18 protein-coding genes are annotated in these 25,277 nt (G+C 71.4%); 8 read left to right on the top strand and 10 right to left on the bottom strand.

What is annotated here, in order from left to right; all coding sequences use genetic code 11:
* Window positions 1–730 (top strand): ATP-binding protein (locus tag PPSIR1_RS16105; protein ID WP_006972150.1); only part of this gene is annotated, 730 nt, incomplete at its 5' end.
* Between the two features lie 61 nt (window positions 731–791).
* On the opposite strand, the gene PPSIR1_RS16100 is transcribed toward PPSIR1_RS16105, so the two are convergent.
* Together PPSIR1_RS16100 and ndk are read right to left on the bottom strand one after the other, a co-directional pair.
* A complete protein-coding gene (locus PPSIR1_RS16100; RefSeq protein WP_006972149.1) occupies window positions 792–1,943 on the bottom strand; it encodes a DUF2786 domain-containing protein in 1,152 nt (383 codons plus the stop codon).
* 114 nt (window positions 1,944–2,057) lie between these two features.
* A complete protein-coding gene (gene ndk, locus PPSIR1_RS16095) occupies window positions 2,058–2,477 on the bottom strand; it encodes a nucleoside-diphosphate kinase (protein WP_006972148.1) in 420 nt (139 codons plus the stop codon).
* A 151-nt stretch (window positions 2,478–2,628) separates the two neighbouring features.
* Between ndk and PPSIR1_RS16090 the strand changes: the two genes are divergently transcribed.
* Window positions 2,629–4,419 (top strand): receptor L domain-containing protein, encoded by a 1,791-nt coding sequence (locus PPSIR1_RS16090; RefSeq protein ID WP_006972147.1) that lies wholly within the window; start codon window positions 2,629–2,631, stop codon window positions 4,417–4,419.
* Between the two features lie 23 nt (window positions 4,420–4,442).
* On the opposite strand, the gene PPSIR1_RS16085 is transcribed toward PPSIR1_RS16090, so the two are convergent.
* The 4 genes from PPSIR1_RS16085 to PPSIR1_RS47895 form a co-directional block, all read right to left on the bottom strand.
* The gene (locus PPSIR1_RS16085; protein WP_006972146.1) at window positions 4,443–4,736 is read right to left on the bottom strand and encodes a PAAR domain-containing protein; all 294 of its coding nucleotides are present in this window, start codon (window positions 4,734–4,736) and stop codon (window positions 4,443–4,445) included.
* Window positions 4,736–5,749: a hypothetical protein gene (locus tag PPSIR1_RS16080; RefSeq protein WP_006972145.1), complete on the bottom strand. Its 1,014-nt coding sequence runs from the start codon at window positions 5,747–5,749 to the stop codon at window positions 4,736–4,738. The genes PPSIR1_RS16085 and PPSIR1_RS16080 overlap by 1 nt, the downstream gene beginning before the upstream one ends.
* Window positions 5,746–9,351: a type VI secretion system Vgr family protein gene (locus tag PPSIR1_RS16075; protein WP_086001382.1), complete on the bottom strand. Its 3,606-nt coding sequence runs from the start codon at window positions 9,349–9,351 to the stop codon at window positions 5,746–5,748. The genes PPSIR1_RS16080 and PPSIR1_RS16075 overlap by 4 nt, the downstream gene beginning before the upstream one ends.
* A 110-nt stretch (window positions 9,352–9,461) precedes the next feature.
* Window positions 9,462–9,956: a hypothetical protein gene (locus PPSIR1_RS47895; protein ID WP_157595616.1), complete on the bottom strand. Its 495-nt coding sequence runs from the start codon at window positions 9,954–9,956 to the stop codon at window positions 9,462–9,464.
* 229 nt (window positions 9,957–10,185) lie between these two features.
* On the opposite strand from PPSIR1_RS47895, the gene PPSIR1_RS42900 reads away from it, so the two are divergent.
* Window positions 10,186–12,159: a hybrid sensor histidine kinase/response regulator gene (locus PPSIR1_RS42900; RefSeq protein WP_006972142.1), complete on the top strand. Its 1,974-nt coding sequence runs from the start codon at window positions 10,186–10,188 to the stop codon at window positions 12,157–12,159.
* Between the two features lie 13 nt (window positions 12,160–12,172).
* On the opposite strand, the gene PPSIR1_RS42895 is transcribed toward PPSIR1_RS42900, so the two are convergent.
* Together PPSIR1_RS42895 and PPSIR1_RS16055 are read right to left on the bottom strand one after the other, a co-directional pair.
* On the bottom strand, window positions 12,173–13,291 hold the full coding sequence (locus PPSIR1_RS42895) for a hypothetical protein (protein WP_006972141.1): 1,119 nt from the start codon (window positions 13,289–13,291) through the stop codon (window positions 12,173–12,175).
* Between the two features lie 93 nt (window positions 13,292–13,384).
* A complete protein-coding gene (locus tag PPSIR1_RS16055) occupies window positions 13,385–14,782 on the bottom strand; it encodes a S1 family peptidase (RefSeq protein ID WP_006972140.1) in 1,398 nt (465 codons plus the stop codon).
* A gap of 86 nt (window positions 14,783–14,868) precedes the next feature.
* Here PPSIR1_RS16055 and PPSIR1_RS16050 point away from each other — a divergent pair, with 86 nt between their 5' ends.
* Complete coding sequence (locus tag PPSIR1_RS16050; RefSeq protein ID WP_157595615.1) at window positions 14,869–15,759, top strand: hypothetical protein; 891 nt, start codon at window positions 14,869–14,871, stop codon at window positions 15,757–15,759.
* 1 nt (window position 15,760) lies between these two features.
* Here PPSIR1_RS16050 and PPSIR1_RS49340 read toward each other — a convergent pair whose 3' ends face one another.
* Both PPSIR1_RS49340 and PPSIR1_RS16040 read right to left on the bottom strand, forming a co-directional pair.
* Complete coding sequence (locus tag PPSIR1_RS49340) at window positions 15,761–16,555, bottom strand: carboxypeptidase-like regulatory domain-containing protein (RefSeq protein WP_198154524.1); 795 nt, start codon at window positions 16,553–16,555, stop codon at window positions 15,761–15,763.
* Window positions 16,556–16,624: 69 nt separating this feature from the next.
* On the bottom strand, window positions 16,625–19,201 hold the full coding sequence (locus tag PPSIR1_RS16040) for a protein kinase domain-containing protein (protein WP_006972137.1): 2,577 nt from the start codon (window positions 19,199–19,201) through the stop codon (window positions 16,625–16,627).
* 284 nt (window positions 19,202–19,485) lie between these two features.
* On the opposite strand from PPSIR1_RS16040, the gene PPSIR1_RS47885 reads away from it, so the two are divergent.
* The 4 genes from PPSIR1_RS47885 (at window position 19,486) to dnaE (ending at window position 25,147) form a co-directional block, all read left to right on the top strand.
* Complete coding sequence (locus PPSIR1_RS47885; protein WP_157595614.1) at window positions 19,486–19,722, top strand: hypothetical protein; 237 nt, start codon at window positions 19,486–19,488, stop codon at window positions 19,720–19,722.
* Window positions 19,719–20,201, top strand: coding sequence for a hypothetical protein (locus PPSIR1_RS16035; RefSeq protein WP_006972136.1), 483 nt, complete (start codon window positions 19,719–19,721; stop codon window positions 20,199–20,201). The genes PPSIR1_RS47885 and PPSIR1_RS16035 overlap by 4 nt, the downstream gene beginning before the upstream one ends.
* A 364-nt stretch (window positions 20,202–20,565) precedes the next feature.
* A complete protein-coding gene (locus PPSIR1_RS16030; protein ID WP_045116124.1) occupies window positions 20,566–21,126 on the top strand; it encodes a cupin domain-containing protein in 561 nt (186 codons plus the stop codon).
* A 253-nt stretch (window positions 21,127–21,379) separates the two neighbouring features.
* Window positions 21,380–25,147 (top strand): DNA polymerase III subunit alpha, encoded by a 3,768-nt coding sequence (dnaE, locus tag PPSIR1_RS16025; RefSeq protein ID WP_006972134.1) that lies wholly within the window; start codon window positions 21,380–21,382, stop codon window positions 25,145–25,147.
* Window positions 25,148–25,277: the final 130 nt, after the last annotated feature.

The raw sequence follows: 25,277 nt of genomic DNA, 5'->3' as shown, positions 1-25,277 counted from the left end.
TGACGACGAGCTCGCAGACGGGGCAGGGCAGGGAGCGCGCGGCCTGGTCGTGGTCGAGCTCGACGTCGCGGACGGCGGGGAGGTCCTGGTCCTGCGCGTCATCGACCGCGGCGTCGGCATGAGCCCGGAGGTCCAGGCCCGGGTGTTCGAACCCTTCTTCACCACCAAGGCGGCCGGCGAGGGGACGGGGCTGGGCCTCGACACGGTCCGGCGCATCGTCGACGACACCCGCGGGACGGTCCGCTTCGAGAGCGCGCCGGGGCAGGGCTGCGCCGTCGAGGTCCGGCTGCCGACCTGCGAGCCCGAGACCGGCCGGCTGGTGCCGCAGAGCATCGCCGAGCGGGCCAGCGTCGTGCCGGGGACGCGGGTCCTGGTCGTCGACGACGAGCCCGCGGTGCGCTCGTTCATGGGCCAGAGCCTGCGCTTGGCCGGCTACGACGCGTGGGAGTTCGACGGCCCAGCCGCGGCGGTCGAGGCCCTCGACCGGGGTGGAGAGGACGTGGCCCTGGTGGTCACCGACGTACAGATGCGCGGGAGCTCGGGCCCTACCTTCGCTCGCCGGCTGCGGCTGACGCACCCGAGCTTGCCGGTGCTCTTCGTCAGCGGCTTCGCGCCGGAGGAGCTCGACCTCGAGGGCGGGGCGCGCAGGGCCTTCCTCGCCAAGCCCTTTGGGCGCGCGACCTTGCTCGACGCCGTGGCGACGCTGATCGCCGAGGCTGCCTCGAGCTAGAAGGCAGCGGTGCGCATGGCGCGGGAGTATCGAGGACCCACGAGGAGAAGACCAGCGAGGATCAGCGACTCTTGGCCGAGCCGGGCGGGAGCGCGCGCGGGGGCCCAGGAGTCGGTGCGCTCGACGAGCTCGACACGGGCGTCGACAACACGATGCGTTGCCCCGCCTGGCGGCCGCGGGCGTGGGCCTCGCTGGCCGCTCCGCCGACCCCCTGGCCGTAGCGCAGCCGCGGGTTGCGGCGGCGAAAGTAGGCGCCCAGATCCGGGGACGGCAGCCACACCAAGCCCTGCTCCTCGAAGGCGCTGGCCTGGGCCTCGAGCTTGGCGTCGAGGCCCGCGACCACGCCCGCGAGGTAGGGAAGGCGGTCCTGGTTCGAGGCCTCCGGCGTGGCCGCCCGGTACTCGAGCCACAGGCGCTGGGCCGTGCTGAGGACGAAGTCGTGCACGTGCTCGGCGAGCTCGAGGTTGGGCGGGAGCCCGCAGATCTCGAGCACGCTCGCGCGCCGACCCACCCGGGGCAGGTAGACCGGCAGCCACGCGCTCTCGACGAAGAAGTAGGCGCCGAGCAGCCGCGCGAGGCGGTGGTCGTGCTCTTCGACCCGCGCTCGGTGGGGTCGCAGGTGGCGGTAGCCGTAGTCCCGGGGCGGCGCCTGGCCAGCGCGCCGGGTCTCGTCGGCGGCGATGTTGAACTTGAGCATGAGCCGACGCGCGGTCAGGGCCGCGGTCTCGGCCTCGTGTTGGTTGGGGCTGCGTGCGAGGGCCAGGAGCTTGTGGATGCGGGCGAGGACCCGCTCGCTGCCTGCGGCCTGGCCTGGGCCTGGCCCTGGCGCGCGCCGACCCGCCCGCTCACCGGGCGTGCGCACGCCGAGGCGCCGACACACCCGGCGAAAGGCCGGGCCGTGGCGCTGCTCGTCGATGCCCAGGCGCTCGTCGACGAACTGCTGGATGGCCTCGCGCTTGATCGCCTCGAGCAGCTCCGCCCAGTCTCCGCCGACGGCCGCGCCGCGCTCGAGCTCGAGGCTGCGCCGCTGCGGGCACCAGTACACCGCCTCGCCCGTCGCAGTACCGTCGACCAGGGTCAGCGTCGGCATGCGCAGCGCGCTCTTGAGGTGGGCGTAGTTGATGCTCCGCCACTCGTGGCCCAGCTGGCGCAACAGCTTGGCCTCGAGCTCCGCGCTCAGGGTCTCGCTGGCGCTGCGGTCACCGGTGGCCACGCCCTTGAGTAGCCCGCCTGGCGTCCACGAGCCAGCCCACCGCGCGGTTGGAGTGAACCAACAGCAAACGCGCCACCGAGTGCTCTCGATGGCGCGCCAGCACGAGCGTTCAGGTCAAAGGCCGGCGAGCTCGAGGCCGTTGAAGAAGTAGCCGATCTCGAAGGCCGCGGTCTCGACGGCGTCGGAGCCGTGGGTCGCGTTGCGCTCGATGTTGGTGCCGAAGCGGCCGCGCAGGGTGTCGGCGGGGGCCTCGGCGGCGTTGGTCGGACCCATGAGGTCGCGCCAGCGCTTGATGCCGTTCTCGCCCTCGAGGACCATGGCGACGATCGGCCCCTCGGTCATGAACTTGACCAGGTCGCCGAAGAAGGGGCGCTCGGCGTGCACGTGGTAGAAGCCCTTGGCCTGGGCCTCGGTCAGGTGCAAAGTCTTGAGCGCGACGACCTTCAGGCCAGACTCCTGGATGGCAGCGATGATGTTGCCCTGGTGGCCTGCGGCGACAGCGTCGGGCTTGATGACGGCGAAAGTGCGTTGCATGGCGGGCGGAAGCTCGCAGTTCGTCGGTCGTTTGTCCAGAGTGGCTCTCGTCTGGCAAGATCTGCCCATGACTTGCATGTTGCGCGCCGGGGGGAAACGAGCGCGAGCGGGGCGAGGAGCACGATGCGGCGGCGTCGACTTCTCTGGTGTGATGTTGCTCGCAGGTGTCGCCAGCGTCCTGGGGGGCGCAGGCGCGCTGACCGGGTGCGGGCCGACGGGCCCCGAGGGCCGCGAGGGTTTCACCTCAAACGCGGACGAGGTCGGCGACGACACCCTCGGCAGCGAGACCGCCGGGACCGACACCGAGACCGACACGGGGGGCGAGTGCGAAGAGCTCGTCAACACCGGCGGGGTCTCGATCAACTCGATCGAGAAGCTCGAGCTCCTGTCCGGGGTGACCAAGATCGACGGCGACGTCGAGATCACCGGAGACATGGACGAGCTGTTCGGGCTCGAGTGCCTCACGGAGATCACCGGCTTCCTCTACGTCCACGACCTGAGCGCGCTGACGACCTTCGAGGGCCTCGAGGCCCTGCAGCAGGTCGGCGGCTACCTCTTCGTCGGGGGCAACGACCAGCTGCTGACCTTCGCGGGCCTCGACGGCCTGCGCGAGCTGGGCAGCTACCTGCACGTCACCCAAAACCCCTCGCTGCAGAACCTCGACGGCCTCGACGGCCTGTCCGAGATCGGCGACTTCCTGATCGTCGACAACAACCCCTCGCTGACCAACATCGACGGCCTGTCGCAGGTGCCCGGGAGCCCCCAGGCCCTGCGCATCGAGTCCAACGCCTCGCTGACGGACCTCGACGGCCTCTCGGGCATCAAGGGCGTGTCCGACGAGCTGGCGATCATCGGCAACGACTCGCTGTCGGACACCTCCGGGCTGGCGGGCATCCAGGCCACGGGCGGCCTCTACGTCCAGGCCAACCCGAGCATGAGCAGCCTCGATCTGCTCTCGCTGCAGACCGTCGACGGGCCCTTCGTGATCACGGCCATGCCCGGGCTGAGCGACCTCGACGGGTTCGGCTCGCTGTTCGGCATCAACGGCACGACCATCCTGGTCAGCACCGGCATCGTCCAGACCGACGGCCTGTCGGGGGTGACCCAGTGGGGCTCGACGGTGCGCATCGAGGAGAACCCCAACCTCATCTCCCTCGAGGGCCTGGTCGGCATGAGCGAGGTCAGCTACCTGACCATCGACCAAAACCCCAACCTGGCCTTCGTCAACCTCGCCAGCTTGCAGGTGGTCTACGAGGTGTTCTCGGTGTGGGGCGCCGAGAACCTCGAGTTCCTGTTCATGCCCAACCTCGACGCCGTCGGCGGCTTCTTCCGCCTGGGCTACACGGGCCTGAGCTTCATCGAGTTCACCCCCCTGGGCAGCGTCGCCGACGACCTGCTGATCTGGAACAACCCGCAGCTCGCGGAGATCAGCGGTCTGGGGGCCCTGGAGAGCATCGGCGGGCGCCTGTACCTGCGCCAAAACGCCGGGCTGACCAGCCTCAGCGGCCTGGAGAACCTGAGCACGGTCGCCGATCGCGTGCTGATCATCGACAACGACTCGCTCCAGAACCTCGACGGGCTGAGCGGCCTGAGCTCCGCCGGGGCGGTCACGGTCAACGGCAACTTCAACCTCAACAACGTGGCCGGGCTCTCGGGCCTGAGCTCGCTGCCGGGCTGGCTGCGCATCCAGGAGAACGAGGCCCTGTCCAACCTCGCTGGCTTGAACAACCTGACCCAGGTCGGGCAGGAGCTGCGCATCGCGGACAACTTCAACCTCGCGGCCATCCCCGGGCTGACCAACCTCCAGGGCGTGGGCGGGCAGGTGAACATCACCGGCAACGTCGACCTGCCGACTTGCACGGCCCAGGCCCTCGTCAACCAGCTGGTGTTCGCCGGCGGCGTCGACATCTCGGGGAACCTCCCGGACGCCTGCGGCAACTGAACGCGCAGGCGTCGTCTCCGTGGTCAGCCGATCTCGACGTCCGCGGCGCCCGAGGTGAGCGCGCCTCCGTGCGCCGTGCGGTCCGTGACCCGGGCCGCGGGGCGGTGCTCGATGGTGACGGTGCCCGAGCCGGTGACGATCGCGTTGGGGATGCCCGGGCACGCGCAGGCGTCACCCATGCGCGCGGCGCCCTGAAAGCCGACTTGCACCGTCGACGCGCCGCCGATGACGACGCCGCTCCCGTGGGGCTTGGAGGCGGGCGGAGGCCCGAGCATGGGGCACTCGTGGCGGTCCCCGCGGCGCGCGGCCTTGGCCATCAGCCCTCGACCTCGACGGTGGTGCGGTCCTGCAGGGATCCGCGGACGGGGTAGGGGCCGGAGCCGAGGCTGGACGCCCCGGTGGCGGGCAGGGGCATGAAGGGGGTCTGGCCAGGGACGGGGCGCTCGGGCCCCGCGTAGTCGCGCCAGCGGGCTTCGACGAGGTAGCGCCCGGGCGCGGGCGGGGTCCACGGAACGGATAGTTCGATGCTGCGCCGCGGGGCGAGGACTCGGGCGCTCGTCTCCTCCGCGGTCTCGGTCTCTGGGAGCGAGAGCTCGGTCCACCGGGGGCGCGATCCTGTCTCTGTCTGCAGACTCGCGCGGACCTGGAGGCGTGGGGATCGGCCCGGGAGGCGAGGGTCGTTGAGGGCGAGGTGCCCGATCCCCGTGGCGCGCAGCCGCACGCTGAGGGTGAGCGGCACGCCTGCTTGCGGGGCGTCGGCGTCCGGGCCCTGCCCGGACCCTCGCGCCTCGACCCGGAGCTCGAGGCCGCTGGCGACGTTGCGCTGCGCCCGGGCAGCGACGGCTCCGAGGTGCTGGATCACGGGGTCGAGGGCGGCCATGAGCGCGTCGTCGCTCGCGTGGATCACCCGGCGGATCCGCGTCGAGCCGGACGCGTAGCCCAGGCGCAAGGTCGGGGCGTAGCGGTCCTCCGCGCCGGCGCGGGGGAGCTCGCGCCAGGGCAGGTCCTCGATGACGCGGCGCAGGGCCTCGATGTCGTCCGGGACCAAGCGCGCGTGGCAGAGCCCGACGCGCGCCCCGGGGGCGCCGCCCGTGGTGGCCATGAGCGCCAGCCCGTCGTCTTCGAACACGGGGGGCACGAAGCCGGTCAGCTCGTCGTCCTCGGGGCTGAAGGTGGGCGGGACGAAGCCCGTGATGTCGCTGCGGATCCGCAGCCAGGCGAAGCGCTCGCGCAGCGGCCCGAGCTCGCCGAGCTCGTCGTTGAGGGCCGGCGCGAGCGGGCCGGCGGCGGACGTGAAGTCCAGGAGCAGGGGAGGGGGAGCCGCGTTCATGGGATCAGGCGATCGACGATGGCGTAGGCGAAGCTGCGGTCGGTGTGCTCGGCCGTGAGCGCCGTGAGCCCGCGGGCGATGCCGGCGTAGTGGCGTCGCCGGCAGACCTCGCCCTCGCCCATGATCGAGGCGAGGTCGACGCCGAGCACGGCCCCGTCGCCGTTGACGTTGGGGTTGACGGTGGGGGACCCGGGGTACTCGTCGACGTTGCCGAGGTGGTGGCCAAACTCGTGGACGGCGACGATGGGGCCGTCGTCCGTGGTCCAGGCGCGGGAGTTGGCGCGCCCCTCGTTGGCGGCGAGGATGATCCCCCCTGGCCGCCGGACGCTGGAGTGCTCGAAGCGGACCGAGACGACGACGCGGTGGCGGCAGCACGCCGGGTCCTCGCTCGCGCAGGTGACCCGCTTGAGCTCGAAGCGCTCCGACCAGTAGTCCTGGATGTCTTCGGTGGCGTACTCGATGTACTCGTACTCGTAGTCGAGCGTCGCGGGAGTCCACGGAGGGAGGGGATCGGGCCACGCCAGCTTCCCGAATTGGGTCCGGATCTGCCCGCCCTCGGACCACACGGCGCAGCCGTAGTAATTGATGCCGAAGGGGTTGGTCCACGCCTGGGGGACGCGGCGCCAGGCGGCCCCGTCCCAGTAGTGCCCGGCCTCGGGGCGCGAATCTCCGGGGGCGAGCTTGTGGTAGCGCAGGTCCGTGGTCCCGTAGGCGCGCCCGCCGATGAGCCCGCCGGTGCCCGGGGGCACGGTCGCGCCGAGGCGGATGACGCCGTGGAGCCAGCCGCGGGTGTACTCGATGGTGCCGCCAACGACGACGGCGGTGTTGTCGAGCCGGACCTCGACGTTGGTCGCGGGCGCGGGCACGGGCGGGAGGTTGGCCAGAAAGCGCAGCCGCATCGGCGTGATCGTCGACTCGCCCTCGGCGCGAGCCTCGATGTCGCGCTGACCCTCGAACACGCCCTTGGCGTCGAGGCGCGGGAGAAGGTTGCGGACCTGGACGGCGACGTGCTGCGCCGCGGCGCGGTCGACGTGGGCTCCGAACACCTCGATGAGCTGTCCGTCGTCGTCGCAGCCGAGCTCGAAGCGGGCGCTGCGTTGGGGCCCGCCCTCGTCCGTCGAGACCCACAGCTGGGTGTGTTCGCTGCAGTAGACCTCGGGCTCGGTCCAGCGCAGCTCGGTGAGCTTCAGGCCGTGGGCGGGGGGCTGGCCCTCGTCCGGGACCGGAGGGGGCGGCGGCTTCAGGGGAGGCGCGCGGTGGGGCTCGATGGTCTCGGAGTCGTTGTGGCGCCGCGGCCTTCGACGGCCGCCTCCGCCGCGGCCGCTTCCGCCGCCCCCGCTGCGGCCGTCCTGGGCCGCGTAGGCCTCGACGGGCCAGGCGATCTCGAACTCGGACACCGGCGGCGCTTCCTCGGCCGAGCCCGTGTTCCCGCCGCTGTTGAGGCGCACGCGGGGGGCCTGGAGGTCGATGCCCGTCGGCGCGATGGTCAGGAAGCTGTCCCCGACTCGGAGCTCGATGCGGTTGTTGCTCTCGAGCACGATGCGCTGGCCGGCCTTGGCCTGCAGCTCGCGGCTCGCGGTCAGCTCGATGGCCCGCGCGCGCTGGCTGATGCGCCCCGAGGCCTCCATGACGATGGCCTCGGCGTTGAACTCGGCGTCGCCGTAGCGCATGCGCGCGTGGGTGGTCGAGAACCAGGTGTCGCCGTGGACGTGCTCGTGGCGGTCGCGCATCACGGTGAGGTAGTGGTGGTTGGACAGCTTGACGTTGCGGTCGCCCCACACGAGCAGGTTGGAGTTGGGGTTGTCGTCCTGGCCCGGCCCCGTCGCCCGACCGCCGACGACCTCCTCGCGCCCGCCGGTGTCGGTGACCCGCAAGGTCCCCTGGACGCGCAGATCCATGCGTCGCTGGGCGCGGACGAACAGCTGCTCGCGGCCGGGGGTGTCGTCGACGCGCAGCTCGCTGAACGCGTCCGCGTTCGCGTCGAGGCCCTGGGACTTGAAGGTCGACTGGCCGCGCTCGCCCGGGAGCTCGAGGGGCGGCGCGTTGGCGCCGCTATAGACGCAGCCGGTCACCAGGGGCCGGTCCGGGTCGCCGTCGACGAAGGCGACGACGACCTCCATGCCGACCCGGGGCAGGACGAGGGCGCCGTAGCCCGACCCCGCCCAGACCTGGGCGACGCGCATCCAGCAGCTGTCGTGCTCGCCGGCCTCGCGCTCGCGGGTGGCGTGGAGCAGGACCTTGATGCGCCCGAGGGGATCGGTGTGCACGCTGCCCGGGGCGGCGCCCTCGGGGCCGACGACGGTGCCGGTGTGCACGCCCTCGACCCGCGGCTTGGGCTGCGGGGGCGGCGGGGCGTAGCCGTGGCTCGAGGCGAGGGCGACGAAGCGCTGGCTGTAGACGAGCGCGGGGGTGATCGGCTCGCTCGGGCTCGAGCTGTCCGTGGGCGCTGGGCCCAGCGCGTGCTCGACCTCGAGCAGCAAGAGCGTCCGGCCCTCGGAGCCCGGTCCCGAGGTGGGGCGAGGGCCCGGGATGGCCCCGGCGGCCGCGGGCAGCTCGAAGGTGCAGCCGGCCGTGAACGCGATGGCGTTGCTGCTGCCTTCGGCGACGAGGGCGCGGGCCTGGTGACGCGCCGCGCGGAGCTTGGCCGCAGCCGCGGCCTGGTCGAGGGGCGCGGCCGCGAACTGCTCGGCGCCAGGATCGTCGATGGGGTCGTCGATGACCGTGCGGCGCGGCTCGTGGAGGTGCTCGACTCGCTCTGGGCTCTGACCACCGGCCACGCGCGCGCTCGCCTCCTCCATGGCCTGGCTGGCCTCGGCGCGCTTGTAGTCCCGGGCGCGGACGCGGACCTCGGTGGTCCCGCGGGCGCGCAGCCAGCTCAGCCCGAGCACGGACTCGCGGTCGAGCTGCTCGGGCTCCGGCGGGGCGAAGGCGAGGCCGGCCCCGGGCGCGGGGTGGAGCAGCTCGGCGGGCTCGTGGGTGTCGACGGCGTCGAGGAGGACCAGCAGCTCCTGGGCCTGCTCGGGACCGCCCAGGCCTGGCTCGAACACAAAGCGGACGCCGGCCTCGGCCATCAGCCGTCTACAAAAGGCGAGGGTCGACTCGCGCCACTGCACGCAGTAGTCGAGGCGCGGGTAGTCGCCGACGAGGCGCGAGCTGTCGACGCGTCGGCCGAGGGGCTCGAGGCCCGCGCCGAGGCAGCGCTCGAGGACCTCGACGGCGCTCAGCCCCGTGAACACGCGGGTGTCGAGGTCGTGGGCGAGCTCGGCGAGGGCGGGTTCGAGCACGACCTGCACGCGCAGGCCGCTCGCACCCTCCGGCGCGGCCTCGAGCTCGAGCGCGGTGATGAGCCCGTGCACCACGCGGACCAGGCCGTTGCGGTCGAGGAGCAGCTCCGCGTCGGCGCCGAGCAGGGCGTGGGCGTCGAGGCTGGGGTCTTCGCAGCCGAGCTCGAGCTCGAAGCGGTAGGGGGCCGACAGGGCCTCGCGGCCAGACACCCGCAGGACCTGCCAGCTGCCGCCGGGGGTGGCGGGGCCGCTCGGGCACCACAGCTCCGCGCGTACGGGGTGAAGGCGTTCGCTGGCGTCTTCTCTCGATCTAGACATCGACAGGCCGCGAGTATAGCAGCGCCGAGTTCACCCTTGGGTCGACCCACCGACTCGCCGGTGGGCGGAGCGCGGGCGTCGAGACGCGGCGAGGCGGCGCGCGCTCTGGGCTATGCTGTCGGGCGATGGCGGGTGAGCTGGAGCATCTGGAGCGGCAGGTCGAGGTCACGGCGCGCTCGATCCACGAGCGGGTCGCCCGCATCTACGACGCCCTGCACTCGCTCCACGACCTGACCCTGATCCTCCACGCGGCGGTCGAGCCCGGGGTCGAGAGCGGCCGCGCGCGGGTCCAGGCCTGGCTCGAGCGGGAGGGCTTTGGCCTCGACGCCCACGGCTACTTCGAGCGCCTGGCCGTGCTCGAGCGGGCCCGGGCGGGGGAGTGCGATCCGCTGCTCCAGACCTACTACGCCAACGCCGAGCTGGCCGGCGATGAGCTGGCCGTGGGGCGGATGTACGCCATGCGCGACATGCCGCGGATCATCGCCGGCATCAAGGAGCGCCTGTCCGGGCTGGCGTGGATTTACTACCAGGACGCCACGGGCTTCGCGATGACCTACCCGATGCACGACCCGTGCACGGTGGTCCCGCCCGACTTCGACTGGCACGCCTACTACACCTACGTCTCGGTTCACCCCGACGCCAACCCCGAGGGGCGCATCCGCTGGACCCCGCCGAACATCGACTACGGCGGCAAGGGCCTGATGGTCTCGGCCTCCATCCCCCTCTACGCGGGCGAGCGCGGCCCGGGGCACCGGCGGGTCGAGGACCTGGTCGGGGTGTGGAGCTTCGACGTCGCGGTCACCGACCTCCTCGAGCGGGGTCGGGAGCGCGCCTTTGCTGCCCGCGCGGGCGGAGGCCACCCCCAAGCAGGGCCACGCGACCTTCATCGTCGAGCGCAGCGGGCAGCTGATCGCCCACGATCACCTGCAGACCCTGGTGACCAAGGAGGGCGAGGTGTTCCGCGAGTCGCTCCGGCGCCTGGGCGGGGACTTCGAGGACCTCGACCTCGAGGAGCTGCTGGCCGCGGGGGCGGGCCGGCGCGAGCTGGTCGACGGCTCGGGGACCTCGCTGCAGCTCGTCTACCACGCCATCCCCAGCCTGCAGTGGCTGTTCATGTGCACGGTCCCGACCCGGGGCGTGCTGGCCGTGGTCGAGCGCTCCTTCGCCGAGGCCTTCGAGCGGGCCAAGGCCGGGGACCTCTCGCACCGCATCGCCGACGTGGGCGGCGAGCTCCAGGCCCTCGTCGAGGGCTTCAACGACATGAGCGCGGCGGTCGGGGAGGTGCTCGCGGGCAAGGAGCGGGCGCTCAATCAGCTCGAGGACAGCCGCCGCCACGCCCGCGCGCTGTTCGAGACGGCCCCCGTGGGCCTGGCCGTGGTCAGCCCCGAGGGGGTCCTCCGCGACGTCAACCCGCGCCTGGTCCGGACCCTGTCCCAGGGTTCGTTGGAGACGGGCGGCGCCGGGCTGCTGGGCCGCCGGGTCCAGGACTTCGCCGCGCCGGAGGCCGCCGGAGACCTCGAGGCTCTGCTCGCCGAGGCCGTCGCCAGCGGCCAGGCCGGCCCGCTCGAGCGGACCCTCGCGCGCGCCGACGGATCGACCGTGCCGGTGCGTCTGCTCGCCCACCGCCTCGTCCGCGACGGGGCCACCTTCGCCCTGACCTGCGTCGAGGACATCACCGAGCAGCGCCGCCTGCAGACCGAGCTGCTCCAGACCCACAAGATGCAGGCCGTCGGTCGCCTCGCCAGCGGCATCGCCCACGACTTCAACAACCTGCTCACGGTCATCCTCGGCGGGGCCTCCTTCCTCGGCATGGGCGCCATCGACGAGGACCAGCGCGAGCTCGTCGCGGACATCGAGGACGCGGCCCAGCACGCCGCGGCGCTGACCGGCCAGCTCCTGGCCTTCACCCGCCGAGAGGTGGTCCAGCGCCGCCGGGTCGAGGTGGCCGGGGCCATCGAGCAGTGCCAGCGCCTGTTCGCCCGGCTCCTCGACCACGGCATCGAGCTGCACGTCGAGGTCGCGCCGGAGCTCCCCGCGATCCGCTTCGACGAGTCGCAGCTGATCCAGATCGTCATGAACCTGGTGCTCAACGCCCGCGACGCGATGCCCTCGGGCGGGCGCATCGAGCTGCGCGCGGTCACAGGCAGCGGCCCGAGCGGCGAGCCGGAGCTGCACCTGAGCGTGCGCGACGACGGCGAGGGCATGGACGCGGACACCTACGCCCGGATCTTCGAGCCCTTCTTCACGACCAAGCGCACCGGCACGGGCCTGGGCCTGGCGACCATCAAGGACATCGTCGTCGCCGCCGGTGGCCGGCTCAGCGTCGAGTCGGCGCTCGGCCAGGGCTCGGTGTTCACCTGCTGCATCCCCGCGCTGGGTGAGGCTGGCGTGGCCCGAGCCAGCGGCGGGGGGGCGGCCACGCGGCGGCGGAGCCTCGAGGGCGCCGTGCTGCTCGTCGTCGACGACGACCCCATGGTCCGCGAGATGGCCGTCCGCATCCTCCGGCGGGCGGGCGCGACGGTCCACTTCGCGGCCAACGGGCGCGAGGGCATCGAGCTGCTCCGCGGGCGCCAGGGCCCGGCGCGAGGCGGCGTCGAGCTGGTCGTGTGCGACCTGGCCATGCCGGGGATGTCCGGGCGAGAGTTCGCCGATCACGTCGGCGCGTGGCCACAGCCCCCCGCGATCCTGTTCATGTCGGGCTACACCGACGACGCGATCGTCCGCCAGGGCGTCACGACCTTGCTGCGCAAGCCGTTCACGCCGGGCGCCCTGGTCCAGGCGGTCCAGGGCGAGCTGGCGGGCCGCTGAGCTTGGCTTCGCTTCACTGGGCCAGCGGCACGCAGGTCGACACGCCCGCGCCGACGATGCGGATCGGCGCCTGATCGACGACCACGTCGAGGTCCTTGGTGTCGTCGTAGTCGTAGTGGGTGACCCGCGACACGAAGGGGTTCCCCTGGGACTCCGTGAACATGTAGAAGTCGCCGCCGTAGAAGGCGAAGGCGAAGGCGTTGGTCAGGTTCATGTTGAGCTGCTCGGTCGCGACCACGCTGGCGTCGGACTTGTCGTACTCGACGAGCTTGGCCGGGCTGCCGGCGAAGGCGAACAGCCGCCCGTCGCCCGTGCCGGTCAGCTCGCCGCCGTCGTAGTCGATGAAGCCGACCTCTTCCATGACCAGGTCGGCGGCGTCCATGCGCCCGAGGCGGCCGAGGTTGGGGCCCTCGCCGAAGCCGCCCATGCCGCTCCAGCTGTGGGCGTAGAGCTTGTCGCAGGGGTCGAACATGCCGTTGGACACGAAGCCCATGCCGTAGAGGTCGAAGCCCATCTGGTTGGGGTCGTAGCCCGGGTCCGCGCACTGGTTGGGGTTGTTGACGTCGATGGTGTAGATGTCCCCGTTTTGGAACATGACGTGGGCGACGGCGTTGCGGTCCACGGACATCGAGAAGGTCGCGTTCTCGGGGCAGCCCAGGGACGCGGTGATCTGGTCGAACTGCAGGGTCAGCGGGTCGAAGCTCCACAGCTCGGCGTTGTCCGAGAGCACGTAGATGAGGTCGGTGTTGTCGGCGCACTCGCACTGCTCTTGTCCGCCGGTGGTCTCGCCCTCGGTGGTCTCGCCCTCGGTGGTCTCGCCCTCGGTCTCGCCCTCGGTGGTCTCGCCCTCGGTGGTCTCGCCTTCGGTGGTCTCCGACTCGCTCGAGCTGTCGGTGCTGTCCGATTCGCTCGAGCTGTCCGACTCGCTCGAGCTGTCCGACTCGCTCGAGCTGTCCATGCCCTCGGAGCCCGACTCCCCCGAGCTCCCCGAGCTGTCTGTCCCGACCTCGTCGTCGCCCGAGTCCGTGGCGTTGTCGGCCGCCGAGTCGGCCTCGCCGGTGTCGTCTCCACATGCACCGAGGGCCAGCAGGGGAACAAAGAGAGCGCTTCGGGTCCAGTTCAGGCTAGGCATGCGCCGACCGTAGCACCCGAGCTGCGCGGCCGTACACGACTTCGCCGTGTGCCGAGCGAGACCCCAACGGGGTAGCGAACGACACCAGCGGTACTAGCGGACCCGACGTCGCCGGATGCCGAGCAGGCCCACGAGCGCGAGCAGAGCGAGACCTCGCGCGGGCGCCCCGTCCTCGAGGGCGCAGGCGCAGCCCTGCCCGTCGTCGATGCCGAAGTCCGCCCCGGCCTCGTCGTCGCTGGTGGGCAGGGGCTCCTCCGGAGGCGGCTCGGGGGCCGGCTCGTCGACGCCGACGGTCACGTAGTCCGAGCTCGCCTCGTTGTCGGACCAGTCGACGGCGAGGGCGTTGAAGGCGTAGCCGCCGGGCGGCAGGTTGAGGGTCCACTCCCACGGCGGCCCGGTGAGCGCGTTGTTGGGGATGTCCTCGCCCTCGAGCTGCAGGCGGAGCTCGCGGATGCCCGAGCCCGGGTCTTCGGCCTCGGCGGTGAAGGTGACCTCGACCGCGCCCGCGCCCTCGGTGGCGTAGCTCGAGCCGTCCGGGGGGTCGACGATGGTGACGACGGGCGGCTCGAACTCGGGCTCGAAGGCGGGCCCGCACAGCTGTGAGGCCTCGCTCAGCGGCGCGCCCTCGCTGCAGCCGTTGGCCCACGAGCCGTAGGGCGTGCCCGGGTCCAGGGGGAAGCCCTGGCAAAGGGGCGTGGGCGCCCAGTTGCCCTCGCTGTCGGTGCAGGGCGTCAGGTCGATGCCGTCGGCCGCGAGCTCGGACTCGAACCAGGGCATGCCGACGTGCATGAGCGAGTAGAAGCTGGGTCCGGAGCAGTCTTGGGAGCCGTAGGACACGATGCCGAACACGCGCCAGCTCCCGTCGGCCCCGGCCTCCGTCGGCAGCTTGACGAAGGCCGGGCCGCCGGAGTCGCCGAAGCACGCGTCCTCGCCCCCGCCGCCGATGTTGGCCTCGTTGTTGTTGATGCCGTTGAGGGTCGTGTAGACCTCGGACTTGGCCCCGTTGGTGGGTTCGATGTCGGCGGTGCCGAAGCCGACCACGACGACCTCGCGGCCGGGGGTCAGCACGCTGGTCTCGCAGCCCATCAAGATCGGCACGATCGGCACGTCGGTGACGGGCTCGGCGAGCTTGCAAAAGGCGTGGTCCGTGCCGGGGATGCCCGCGCCGTAGTCCGGGTTGAGCTTGCAGTATTCGGTGGCCACGGTCCGCGCGGCCCCGTTGGTGCGCTCGCCGAGGTAGATCTGGTCGTAGTTGCCGCCGCAGTGGGCCGCGTAGATGACCACCTCGGGGTGGACCAGCGTGCCGGAGCAGCCGCCCATGGACACGGCCGAGGGCCAGGCGCAGGTCAGGGAGTTGGTGCCGCCGAAGATGGGCTGGGTGCTGCCGTCGACCTCGCCGGGGATGGGCGGAGCGGCCTGGGCCGGCGCGGCGACCAGCGCGAGTCCAGTCGTGAGCGCGAGGAAGGCCGGGATCACGAGGCGCAGCTGCATCGCTGCATGGTCGGCTTCGCGCACGGCGCTCGCAAGCGAGGATGGGCCCAGGCCTTTCCCGAAGTTGCTGGCGTACAATCGCCTCGATGCGCCGCGCTGCTTTGGTGGTCCCTCGCTCCGCGCTCTGGGTTGTCCTTGGCCTCGCGTGTACGCCCGCCGTCGTCGACAAGGGCGCCGATTCGGGCGTCGTGGTCGACGACGCTGCGACGACACGGGGGCCGCAGGAGGATCCCGACGAGCGCATCGAAGACGCGGACTCGCAGGGGCAAGGCCAGTACCAGGGCCAGGACCACGATCAGGGCCAAGGGGGGACTGGCGGGGATCCCTACGCCGACCTCGAGCCGGCCCCCGTCGACGCGCCCGCGCCGGGGAGCTGCCCCGCCACCAAGCTCCGCGAGGTCCGCTACGCGAGCACGCGCGGCGCGAAGGTGAAGATGCCCAAGGAGATCGCGGCGCTGCGCTGTGTCGAGGACGCCGACAACGAGCTCGAGCAGGACATCGCCTGCGCCCAGGCCTTCAACGAGGCGTCGTGGGGTCACGCGCTCTACGAGCAGGGCCTCGCGGTCGTGGAGCCCTCGGACGCCGGCAACGTGGGCCGCATCCGGGCCCGGGGGGCGATGGCCCTCGGCTCCATCCACGCGGTCCCCGACTCGCCGGGTCGCTTCGCCGTCTACACGGGCTCCGAGGGCAGCGACTGCAGCGGGAGCTCGACCAAGACCCGCACCAGCCCGGGGGTCTTGCTGGCCCACAACGGCGCCGGCGAGATCGTGGTCGTCGTGCCCAAGCCAACGGTCGAGTCCCGCAGCGTCGCGCGCTGCAGCTGCTTCCCGGGCTGCGGCGCGTACATGGAGCCGTACCCGCAGTTCGAGCTGCTCCCCGAGGGCGCGACGATCGGCGACACCGTGGAGCTGAGCTACCCGGCGATCGCGATCACGACCCACGCCGTCGAGCGTCAGACCTGCTGCTGCGCCCCCTGAGCTAGAAGCGCCCCGACCAGACCAGCCCGGCGCCCGTGCCCGAGGCGCTGACGCTGACGCCGTGCTCGCGCCCGTACTGGAGGCGGTGGCGGCGTTTGAGGGCCTGGCCGACGGCCATGGAGCTGACTCCGCCGACGATCGCCCCGAGGGCGAGGACGCCGGAGCTCAGGGCCAGGGTGTTGCGCACGTCGGTCTCGCAGTTGGCCCCGCGGGAGCCGTCCTTGCCGCAGGGCGCCTGGAAGGCCACGAAGGTCCCGCCGATGCCCACGACCACGCCGAGCACGGTGACGCCGAGGCCGACGCGGCGGAACACCTTGCCGTCCTCGGGCGGCGGGGCTGGGAGAGTCGCGGCGGGGGGAGGGGAGTCGAGCGCGGGGGCAGGGACGGTGGCGGGGGCCGCCGCGACTGGCTCGAGGGCGAGCTCGAGCTGGGCCTGCGTCCCGGGCCCGAGCTCGATGGTCGTGACCGCCCGCTGCTCGACGCCCTCGGCGTCCACGCCCTCGGCCCGGACCGTGTAGCGCCCCGGGCCGAGGCCCGTGAACGAGAAGGCCCCCGCGATGTTCAGGCGCAGGCGCTGGGTCTGGCCCGCGCAGGCGCACTCGAGCTCGACGCGCACGGACTCGAGGGCGACCCCGGCGGGGAGCGTCACGCTGCCCTCGATGCGCCCGGGCTCGACCGCGACGCCGCCGGGCACGAGCGCGCTCGGGCCGGGGCCAGGGCTCGGTGGTGGCACGCTCGGGGGTGCCGGCGCCAGAGTCAGCGCGAGCGCGCTCGCCAGGACACCCGAAGCAGCCACGCGGCCATCATAGACGATGGCGTGAAGCGAGGACTGGACAGTCTGGGAGGTCGACGCGCGAGGCGCCGCTCACTCGTCACCCTCGTTGATGGGCGCGCCCTCGTCGGGCGCGTCGCCCTCGGGCGCGTCGTCCTTGGTCTCGACCCCCGCGAGCTCGCGGAGATCGTCGAGCAGGGGCAGCCCCGGGTCCGCCTCTCGCCAGCGCCGGAGCACGATGCGGCGCTTGACCTGGGCGCCCCGCTCGTCGCTCGTATGGGCGGCGACGAGCTGGGTCCAGGGGTCGCCCGGCGCGTGCTCGAGCAGCTCTCGGGCGAGGGTGTCGGCGAGCGCCGTGTCGCCGAGGTTGAGGGCGGCGGTGATGTCGATCTGGCGCTCGTAGGTCTCGAAGGAGGGCGCGCTCACGCTCAGGGCCACGGGGCTGATGTCCTTCGCGGGGCGCTTGGGCGTGCCCGCGTCGAGCATGCGCTGGCGATCGAGGAGCTCCCGCTCCGAGCGGCGCAGGGCGTGGCGATCGTCGGCCTCGGGCCGGGCCTTGTTCCACATCGCGCGCACGAAGCCGGGCTCGAGCGCGGCGCAGGCCTCGGGCCGCGGCTCGATCTGGAAGCGGTAGGCGTAGCCGCACCACATGGTCCGTAGCTGGGCGGCGTGGACCGGATCGACGAAGGGGCTGCCCGTGTAGTCCTGGATGAAGGCCTCGCCCGCCTCGAGCTGGCCGGCGTCGAGGAGCAGGCGAAGCTTCGGCCCGGGGTCGTAGCGGGAGACCTGCTCGGCGAGCTCCGTGGCGCGCTCGAGGTCGCCGCTGAGGGCGAAGTAGTGGGCCGCGCGGGCCTGGACCAGGGGCACGTCGGGGTAGGTCGAGACCAGGGACTCGAGCAGGGGCCGGGCCTCGTCGAAGCGGCCCAGGGCGACGTGGAGCTCGAAGTTGGCGAGGGCGCGGTGAACCGGGACGTGCAATGTCCCCGGCGGGGCGTCGGGGTCGGGGTCGGGCTCCGCGGCGAGGCGCTCGAGGGCGAACTCGGCCTGCTCGAAGGCGTCGGGGTCACCGCCCGCGTCGAGGCGGGGGATGAGCTCCTCGCGGACCAGCAGCGGCAGCAGGGCGCCGGGCAGCTTGGAGCCCGCGGCGAGCTCGGGGTCGAGGAGCTCCCGGGCCTCGGCCGACCAGGCGTAGCGCTCGGCGCACGCGGCCGCGGCCAGGCGGATCCACTCGGGGCTGCCCTTCCAGCCGAGCGCCGCGCCGTCCTCGTTCGCTTCGAGGGGCTCGAGGGGGGCGCCCTGCTCCCGGCACCGGCGGTCGCGCCCGGCCCCGTCGTCGAGGGCGCGGTGCAAGTTGGCGCGCCAGAAGATCAGCGCCGCCGAGTTGGGGGCGTCGCGCTCGAGCTGAGCGAGGCCCTTGGCCGCGCTGGCGAAGTCGCCCTCGTCGAAGTCGCGCACGAAGCCGTCGAGGGCCACGCCCGCGGCCTCGCTGGGGAGCCCCGCGGCCTTCCACGCCGGCGTCCGCGGCCAGGCCAGGAAGGCGACGAGGCCGAGGGCCGCGGCGCTCGCCAGGGGGATGAGGGTCCGCCGACGCCAGCGGCTGCGCGGGCGCAGGCTGTCCTCGACGGCCTCGAGCAGGTGGGTCATCGACGGCCAGCGCGAGCCCGCGTCGACCTCGAGCCCGCGCTCGAGCACCTTGCGCAGGGCCGCCGGCGCGAGGGTGGGATCGATGGGGTCGCGCAGCGTCCCCGAGAGCACGTTCATGTTGAGCTCGAGGAGGTCGTCGCCCTCGAAGGGCCGCTCGCCAAACAGCGCCTCCCACAGCGCCACGCAGAAGCTGAACTGGTCCGTGCGCGCGTCGACCTCGAGGCCGCGGTGCTGCTCCGGCGCCATGTAGGCCGGCGTGCCCAGCTGCGCCCCCGTGGCCGTCAAGTTGGCGCCGCGCAGGGTCAGGTAGGGGCCCGTGCCGGGCTTTTTGCTGGCCGCGGCCAGCCCTCCGCCGGCGTTCAGGCGCAGGTCGATCACCCCCGAGTCGGCGAAGCGCGGCCCGACCTCGCCGCCGTCCTCGCTGCGGACCAGCCCAAAGTCCATCACCCGCACGCGCCCGTCCGAGCCGATCATCACGTTGTCGGGCTTGAAGTCTCGGTGGACCAGGCCCTTTTCGTGCGCCGCGGCCAGCCCCCGACCGGCCGCCCCAAAGCGCTCGCAGATGGCGGCCACCGAGCGCGGCTCCTCGTCGAGCCAGGCCCGCAGCGTCGGCCCGTCGACGAACTCCATGGCGATGAACAGGTCCTTGCCGACCCGGCCGCACTCGTAGATCTGGACCACGTTGGGGTGCGAGACCTTGGCCAGCGCCTGGGCCTCGCGCAGCATCCGGGTCCGGGCCTTCGACGACGCGTGCCCGGCCCGCACGACCTTGATGGCCAGCTTGCGGTTGAGCCGGGCGTCGAGGCCGAGGAAGACCTTGCCCATCCCGCCCTCGCCGACGGCGCTGAGCACCTTGTAGCGCCCGATGGTCTCCGGGTCGTCCTCGCACAGGCCCTCACCCCGCTCGGCGCCAGCGGTGTCCAGGGTCCCGGGGACGGCGGTGACCTGCGAGAGCGCGAGCTCGTCGGCGGGGACCGTGTCCTGGTAGCCGGGGCGGTTCGGCGGCGTGTGTCCGTTCGCGGGCATGGGCGACGAAGCCATTTTGGCAGCTCGCTCTCGGGCGGTCCATGGGACGGCTCTTTCACGCGATAGCAGCGGGGTGTTGTCGGCGGGGAACTGTGCGCGGGGCGTGGGGAGGGCGGTGCGCGCGGGACTGCGGTGCTTGCTCGGCTCCGACGGTGCTCCGCGGCCTATTCGGCGGGAGCCCTCCCCACTCCTGCGCTCGAGCCGGGCGGCGACGGTGCTCCGTGTTCTGTCAGCGGGCGGACTTCTCCCACGGCGTTCCACGTCCCAGGTGCTACCCTGGCCCCGTGTCCAACGATCTCGAACGGGAGGCCCGCGCCGCGCGGGCTCGAGAGCGCCGATTGACTTGGACCGTCGAGCCTCTCTCCGATGCTCCACCCAAGCCCCCCGAGGACATTGCGGAGCGCTTTCGTGAACTCGAGCGGCTGCGTCGGGTCGCCTTTGCGCTGGCGGGCGTCGACTACCCCGAGGGCCCAACGCCCATGGAAGAGCGCCGCCGCTGGCCGATCGAGCGAATTGGGTGAACACGCCGTCGTTGCCGCCAGACTTCGTTGACCTGTTCGTGTGTCTCGAGCAGGCAGGCGTCGAGTACATGCTCGTTGGCGGCTACGCCGTGATGGTCCATGGTTATCTCCGGACGACCCAAGACCTCGATGTGTGGGTTCGGCCGACAGCTGAGAACGCCGCTCGAGTTCTTGCAGCCCTCGACGCTTTTGGGCTGCCGCCAGGACTGAATCTCGACATTCTGAGCGTCGCCGATGGCGATCCCCCGACTGGCTTCCGCTTTGGCCGCAGCCCCTTCGCCGTCGACCTGCTCACGAGTATCCGCGGCGTGAGCTTCGACGCGGCTTGGCCTGGTAGCACCGTGCGCGACGTCGGTGGGATCCCCGTTCGCGTCATCGGCCGAGCTGCGCTGTTGCAGAACAAGCGTTCGACCGGACGGGCGAAGGACTCCTTGGACGTGCAGGTCCTCGAAGCGCTCGAAACCGAATCACCGGAGTGACCCTCCCGGTTCCTGCCCGAAACCCCCAGCATCCAGCTGGCGAACCGAGAGCAGGCCGCTCGGTGGGAGGGGACCTGCGACGAGCATCGAGCCGCCGACAGCCTTGGAAGAGCGAGCGCATGCGACTCGGCTCGAGCGCAGGAGTGGGGAGGGCTCCCGCCGAATGGGCCGCGGAGCACCGTCGGAGCCCCAGGCGAACCGTAGTCCCGCAGGTTCGCAGCAAGACCAAAGCGCAGTCCCGCGCACTGCCTCCACCTGGCTGGCCAAAATTGATCCCACCGCTGCTCGACCCGCGATCATCCCCAATCGACCCCCGAGCGCTATCCCATCCATGCGCCCGAACGCGGCGCACGGAGACCCGAAGATGGCGTACACGAAAGAATCCCTCCACGTCCCCAAAGGCCAAGGCGAGCAGATCCACAGCATGATGGTCAAGGTCCGCGCGTCCGAGCTCGGCGGTGACTTCTCGATCATGGAGGGCCACATCGCCCCCAAGCAGCTGCTGTCCCCGCACATGCACGCCCACGAGGATCAGGCCGTGTTCATCATCGAGGGCAGCCTCGAGTTCGAGGTCGGCGGGGAGGGGGGCGAGCGCTTCTCGGCCAGCGCGGGCGACTTCGTCATCAAGCCTCGCCGGGTCAGCCACGGGTTTTGGAACCCCAGCGAGGACGTCCCCTGCCGCTACATCGAGCTCTCGGGCCAGCGCGGCTTCGAGGAGTTCGTCGACACCACGCGCTCGGGCTCGATCCGCGCCAGCCTCGACGCCGAGCGCGACTTCGGGGTGACCTTCGTCTACTCCGACATCCCCCGGCTCATGCGCGAGCACGGGCTGACGAGCATCGCGGGCGTCGAGGGGCTCGAGCTGCCGGAGCTGCCGGAGCTCCCCGAGCTGCCTTCGCTGCGCAAGTTGTTCCGGAAACGCTAGTCAACCCTCACCCTGTCACGGTCGCAGGTGAGGCCGAGAGATCTCGCCGGACCCCCATGACCGGGACGGCGCAGGCGGGGAGGCGCGCGGGCACGCGGCCTCCCCGTTCGCGCGCGCTCGGGCCAGGCTGGCCCAGGGCCGTGCGCAGCGGCGCCGGTGCCCGCGCGAGCGGCCGCGAAGCGCGTCGAAGATCGGCCAGCGACCGTGCCGACCGGGCGGCCCTTCTCGGGGTTGGGTCGGGTATGTTCGGGCCATGTCGACCGACATGACCGGGGACGCGGCGGGCGTCGACGACTTCGCCCACCTGCACCTGCACACGCAGTACTCGCTCCTCGACGGAGCCATCCGCATGAACGACCTGTGCGGGAAGGTCAAAGAGCGCGGGATGAAGTCCGTGGCCATGACCGACCACGGCAACATGTTCGGGGCCGTGCAGTTCTATCAGCAGGCCAAGGCCCACGGGGTCAAGCCGATCTTCGGCTGCGAGGCCTACATCGCCGACGGCGACGCGCCCGCCAAGACCGACCGCAAGAACTACCACATCGTGCTCCTGGCCAAGAACGAGGTCGGCTACCAGAACCTGCAGCGCCTGGTCAGCTACGGCCACCTCGAGGGCTTTTATTACAACCCGCGCATCGACCGGAAGACCCTGCGCGAGCACAGCGAGGGCCTGGTCGGCCTGTCGGCCTGCCTCGGCGGCCACATCTCGCGGATGATCACCGGCGGCGACATGGACGGCGCCCGCGAGCGCATCCGCGAGTACGCCGACATCTTCGAGCCCGGGTCCTACTTTTTGGAGCTCCAGCCCAACGGCATGGAGCTCCAGGAGAAGGTCAACGCCGACCTGGCCCAGCTCGGCCGCGACCTCGACGTGCCGATCGTCGCGACCAACGACTGCCACTACGTCAACCAGTCCGAGGCCTACGCCCACGAGGTGCTGATGTGCATGGGCATGGGCCGGACCATCAACGACGAGAAGCGGCTCAAGCACGACTGCGAGGAGTTCTTCATCAAGACCCCGCAGCAGATGTGGGGCTACTTCGAGCGCTACCCCGAGGCCATGCACAACGCCGCGCGCATCGCCCGGATGTGCAACGTCGAGCTGAGCCTGGGCAAGCCCGAGCTGCCGGACTTCAAGCTGCCCGAGGGCACCGACGAGGTCGAGTACCTGCGCAAGGTCGCCCGCGAGGGCCTCGACCAGCGCATCCGTGAGCTGCGGGCCCTGGGCAAGGCGCCGGACACGGACGTCTACTTCGAGCGCCTCGAGCGGGAGCTCGGGATCATCATCAACATGAAGTTCCCGGGCTACTTCCTGATCGTCTGGGACTTCATCAAGGAGGCCAAGAAGATGGGCGTGCCCGTGGGGCCGGGCCGGGGCTCGGGCGCGGGCTCGCTGGTCGCCTACTCCATGCGGATCACCGACATCGATCCCATGCAGTACGACCTGCTGTTCGAGCGCTTTTTGAACCCCGAGCGCGTGTCGATGCCCGACTTCGACATCGACTTTTGCATGGATCGGCGCGAGGAGGTCATCCAGTACGTCACCGATCACTACGGCAAAAAGCGCGTCGGTCAGATCGCGACCTTCCACAGCCTCAAGGCTCGCGGCTTGCTCCGCGACGTGTGCCGGGTGATGGAAAAATTGCCGGCCGAGGCCAACGAGCTGGCCAAGATGGTGCCCGAGGGGCCGAAGGTCTCGCTCTCGCTGTGCATGGCCGACCCCAAGGCCATCCGCGCCAAGATGAAAAAGGAGCCGGAGAAGGCCGGCAAGCTCGAGGGCAAGCTGCAGATCGCCGAGGCCGCGACCAAGCTGCGCCTGCGCTGCGAGGCCGACCCGGGCGTCAAGCAGATCGTCGACATCGGCTGCTCCCTCGAGGGCCTCAACCGCCACGCGGGCATGCACGCCGCCGGCATCGTGATCGGCAACCGCGAGCTCACCGAGCACGTGCCCTGCTTCAAGGCGGACGACAAGATCGTCACCCAGTACACGATGAACGACGTCGAGCAGGCCGGGCTGGTCAAGTTCGACTTCCTGGGCCTCAAGACCCTCACGGTCATCAAGCACGCCGTCGACCAGATCAACGGGCTCGAGGGGCCGTGGCGCCTCGACCCCACCCAGCAGGGCACGGCCGACAAGCCCTTCGACATCGACACCATCCCCATGGACGACGCCGAGGTCTACGCGATGATCTCGCGGGGCGAGACCACCGGCGTGTTCCAGCTCGAATCCACGGGCTTCAAGAAGCTGCTCCAGAAGCTCAAGCCCGACGTGTTCGAGGACATCATCGCCGCCGTGGCGCTGTACCGACCGGGCCCGCTCGAGGGCGGCATGGTCGACCAGTTCATCGAGTGCAAGCACGGGCGGCGCAAGATCGAGTACCCCCACGAGCTCCTCGCCGACGTCCTGCGCGAGACCTACGGCGTGTTCGTCTACCAAGAGCAGGTCATGCTCGCCGCCCAGATCCTGGCCGGCTTCAGCCTCGGCGGCGCGGACTTGATGCGCCGCGCCATGGGCAAGAAGAAGGTCAAGGAGATGGAGCGGCAGCGCGCGCTGTTCGTCGAGGGCTGCGAGTCCGTCAACAACATCGACGCCAAGAAGGCCAACGAGATCTTCGACTTGATCGACAAGTTCGCCGGCTACGGCTTCAACAAGTCGCACTCGGCCGCCTACGGCCTGATCACCTACCAGACCGCCTACCTCAAGCACCACTACCCCGAGGCCTTCATGTGCGGGCTCATGACCTGCGACAAGGACAAGAGCGAGAACGTGGTCAAGTTCATCGCCGAGGCCCGGTCCATGGACATCACCGTGCTCCCGCCCGACGTCAACGAGTCGGCCTCGGACTTCAACGTGGTCGTGCGCGACCGGCCCGAGCTCAGCGAGGAGGAGCTGAAGAAGAAAAAGCAGCTCGCGCGCAAGAGCAAGAAGGTCCGGCGTCGCCAGGCCCGGGAGGACTCGCGGCCCGAGGGCAAGCTGCTGGCGATCCGCTTCGGCATGGGCGCGGTCCGCAACGTCGGCGGCAACGCGGTCGACTCGATCCTCGCCGCGCGCGAGGAGGAGGGCCCGTTCAAGAACATCTTCGAGCTGTGCCGCCGCGTCGACCTCAAGCGGGTCAACAAGCGCACCCTCGAGGGCCTGGTCCACTCGGGCGCCTTCGACTCGGTCAGCGAGGGGCAGCACCGCGCGGGCGTGGTCGCGGCCATCGAGTCGGCCGTGGAGCAGGGCCAGAGCAGCCAGCGCGACCGCGAGAGCGGGCAGGGGGGGCTGTTCGACGCCTTCTCGAGCGACCAGGTCTACGTCGAGGAGTACCCCAAGGTCCGGGAGTGGGCGCCCAAGCAGCGCCTGCTCAACGAGCGCGACGCCCTCGGCTTTTACCTCACCGGGCACCCCCTCGATCGCTACCAGCAGGACATCGATCGCCACGCCAGCGTGCGCATCGGCGAGCTGCGCAAGGAGCTCGCGGGTCAGGAGGTGGTGCTCGGCGGGGTGATCACCGAGATGCGCCAGGTGACCACCAAGGCCGGCAAGACCATGGGCTTTTTCCAGCTCGAGGATCAGTTCGGCCGCGTCGAGGTCATCGTGTTCCCGCGGACCTGGGCGACGCCCATCGACCCCGACGAAGAGAGCGCGCCGAGCTGGGGGGACTGGCTCATGGCCCACGGCGAGGACCCGGTGTTCGTGACCGGCAAGCTCGAGGTCGAGCAAAACGACATGGGCGAGGTCAGCCGCTACAAGATCCTGCTGGCCAAGGTCGAGCCCATCGCCAAGGTCCGCGAGGCGCGGACCAAGAAGGTGCGCCTGCGGCTGCGCGCCGAGCAGCTCGACGACCGCCGCATCCTCGCGCTCAAGCACCTCGTCGCCGACCACCGCGGCCAGTGCTCCATGGAGATGAGCGTGACCGTGCCCGGGCGCTACGCGACCCAGGTCGTGTTCGGCGACGAGTTCAAGGTCAAGGCCGACGATTCGCTGTTCGTGGCGCTCGAGCGCCTGTTCGGTGGCCCCGTCGCGGAGCTGGCCTAGGAGCCTGTGGTGAAACCCGTCACGACCCAGCGCACGCCCTCGCGGCCCGATCCCGGTGTCGCAAAACCTTGCAGTATCCCGATACAGCGGCGGTTTCGCTCCTTGGCCTCGGGCCCCGATGACGCACTCT

Origin of the sequence: Plesiocystis pacifica SIR-1, assembly GCF_000170895.1 — a bacterium.
Taxonomy (GTDB): Bacteria; Myxococcota_A; Polyangia; order Nannocystales; family Nannocystaceae; genus Plesiocystis; species Plesiocystis pacifica.
Note: the sequence above shows the minus strand (reverse complement) of the source record. Positions and strands in the feature narration are given on the sequence as shown.

Excerpts from the sequence above, each read along its gene's own strand:
- PPSIR1_RS16040 (WP_006972137.1), bottom strand. The coding sequence starts at position 19,201 with ATGCCCGCGAACGGACACACGCCGCCGAACCGCCCCGGCTACCAGGAC.
- ndk (WP_006972148.1), bottom strand. The coding sequence starts at position 2,477 with ATGCAACGCACTTTCGCCGTCATCAAGCCCGACGCTGTCGCCGCAGGC.
- PPSIR1_RS16085 (WP_006972146.1), bottom strand. The coding sequence starts at position 4,736 with ATGGCCAAGGCCGCGCGCCGCGGGGACCGCCACGAGTGCCCCATGCTC.
- PPSIR1_RS16050 (WP_157595615.1), top strand. The coding sequence starts at position 14,869 with ATGCGCCGCGCTGCTTTGGTGGTCCCTCGCTCCGCGCTCTGGGTTGTC.
- dnaE (WP_006972134.1), top strand. The coding sequence starts at position 21,380 with ATGTCGACCGACATGACCGGGGACGCGGCGGGCGTCGACGACTTCGCC.
- PPSIR1_RS16030 (WP_045116124.1), top strand. The coding sequence starts at position 20,566 with ATGGCGTACACGAAAGAATCCCTCCACGTCCCCAAAGGCCAAGGCGAG.
- PPSIR1_RS16075 (WP_086001382.1), bottom strand. The coding sequence starts at position 9,351 with ATGTCTAGATCGAGAGAAGACGCCAGCGAACGCCTTCACCCCGTACGC.
- PPSIR1_RS16055 (WP_006972140.1), bottom strand. The coding sequence starts at position 14,782 with ATGCAGCTGCGCCTCGTGATCCCGGCCTTCCTCGCGCTCACGACTGGA.
- PPSIR1_RS42895 (WP_006972141.1), bottom strand. The coding sequence starts at position 13,291 with ATGCCTAGCCTGAACTGGACCCGAAGCGCTCTCTTTGTTCCCCTGCTG.
- PPSIR1_RS16090 (WP_006972147.1), top strand. The coding sequence starts at position 2,629 with ATGTTGCTCGCAGGTGTCGCCAGCGTCCTGGGGGGCGCAGGCGCGCTG.
- PPSIR1_RS16080 (WP_006972145.1), bottom strand. The coding sequence starts at position 5,749 with ATGAACGCGGCTCCCCCTCCCCTGCTCCTGGACTTCACGTCCGCCGCC.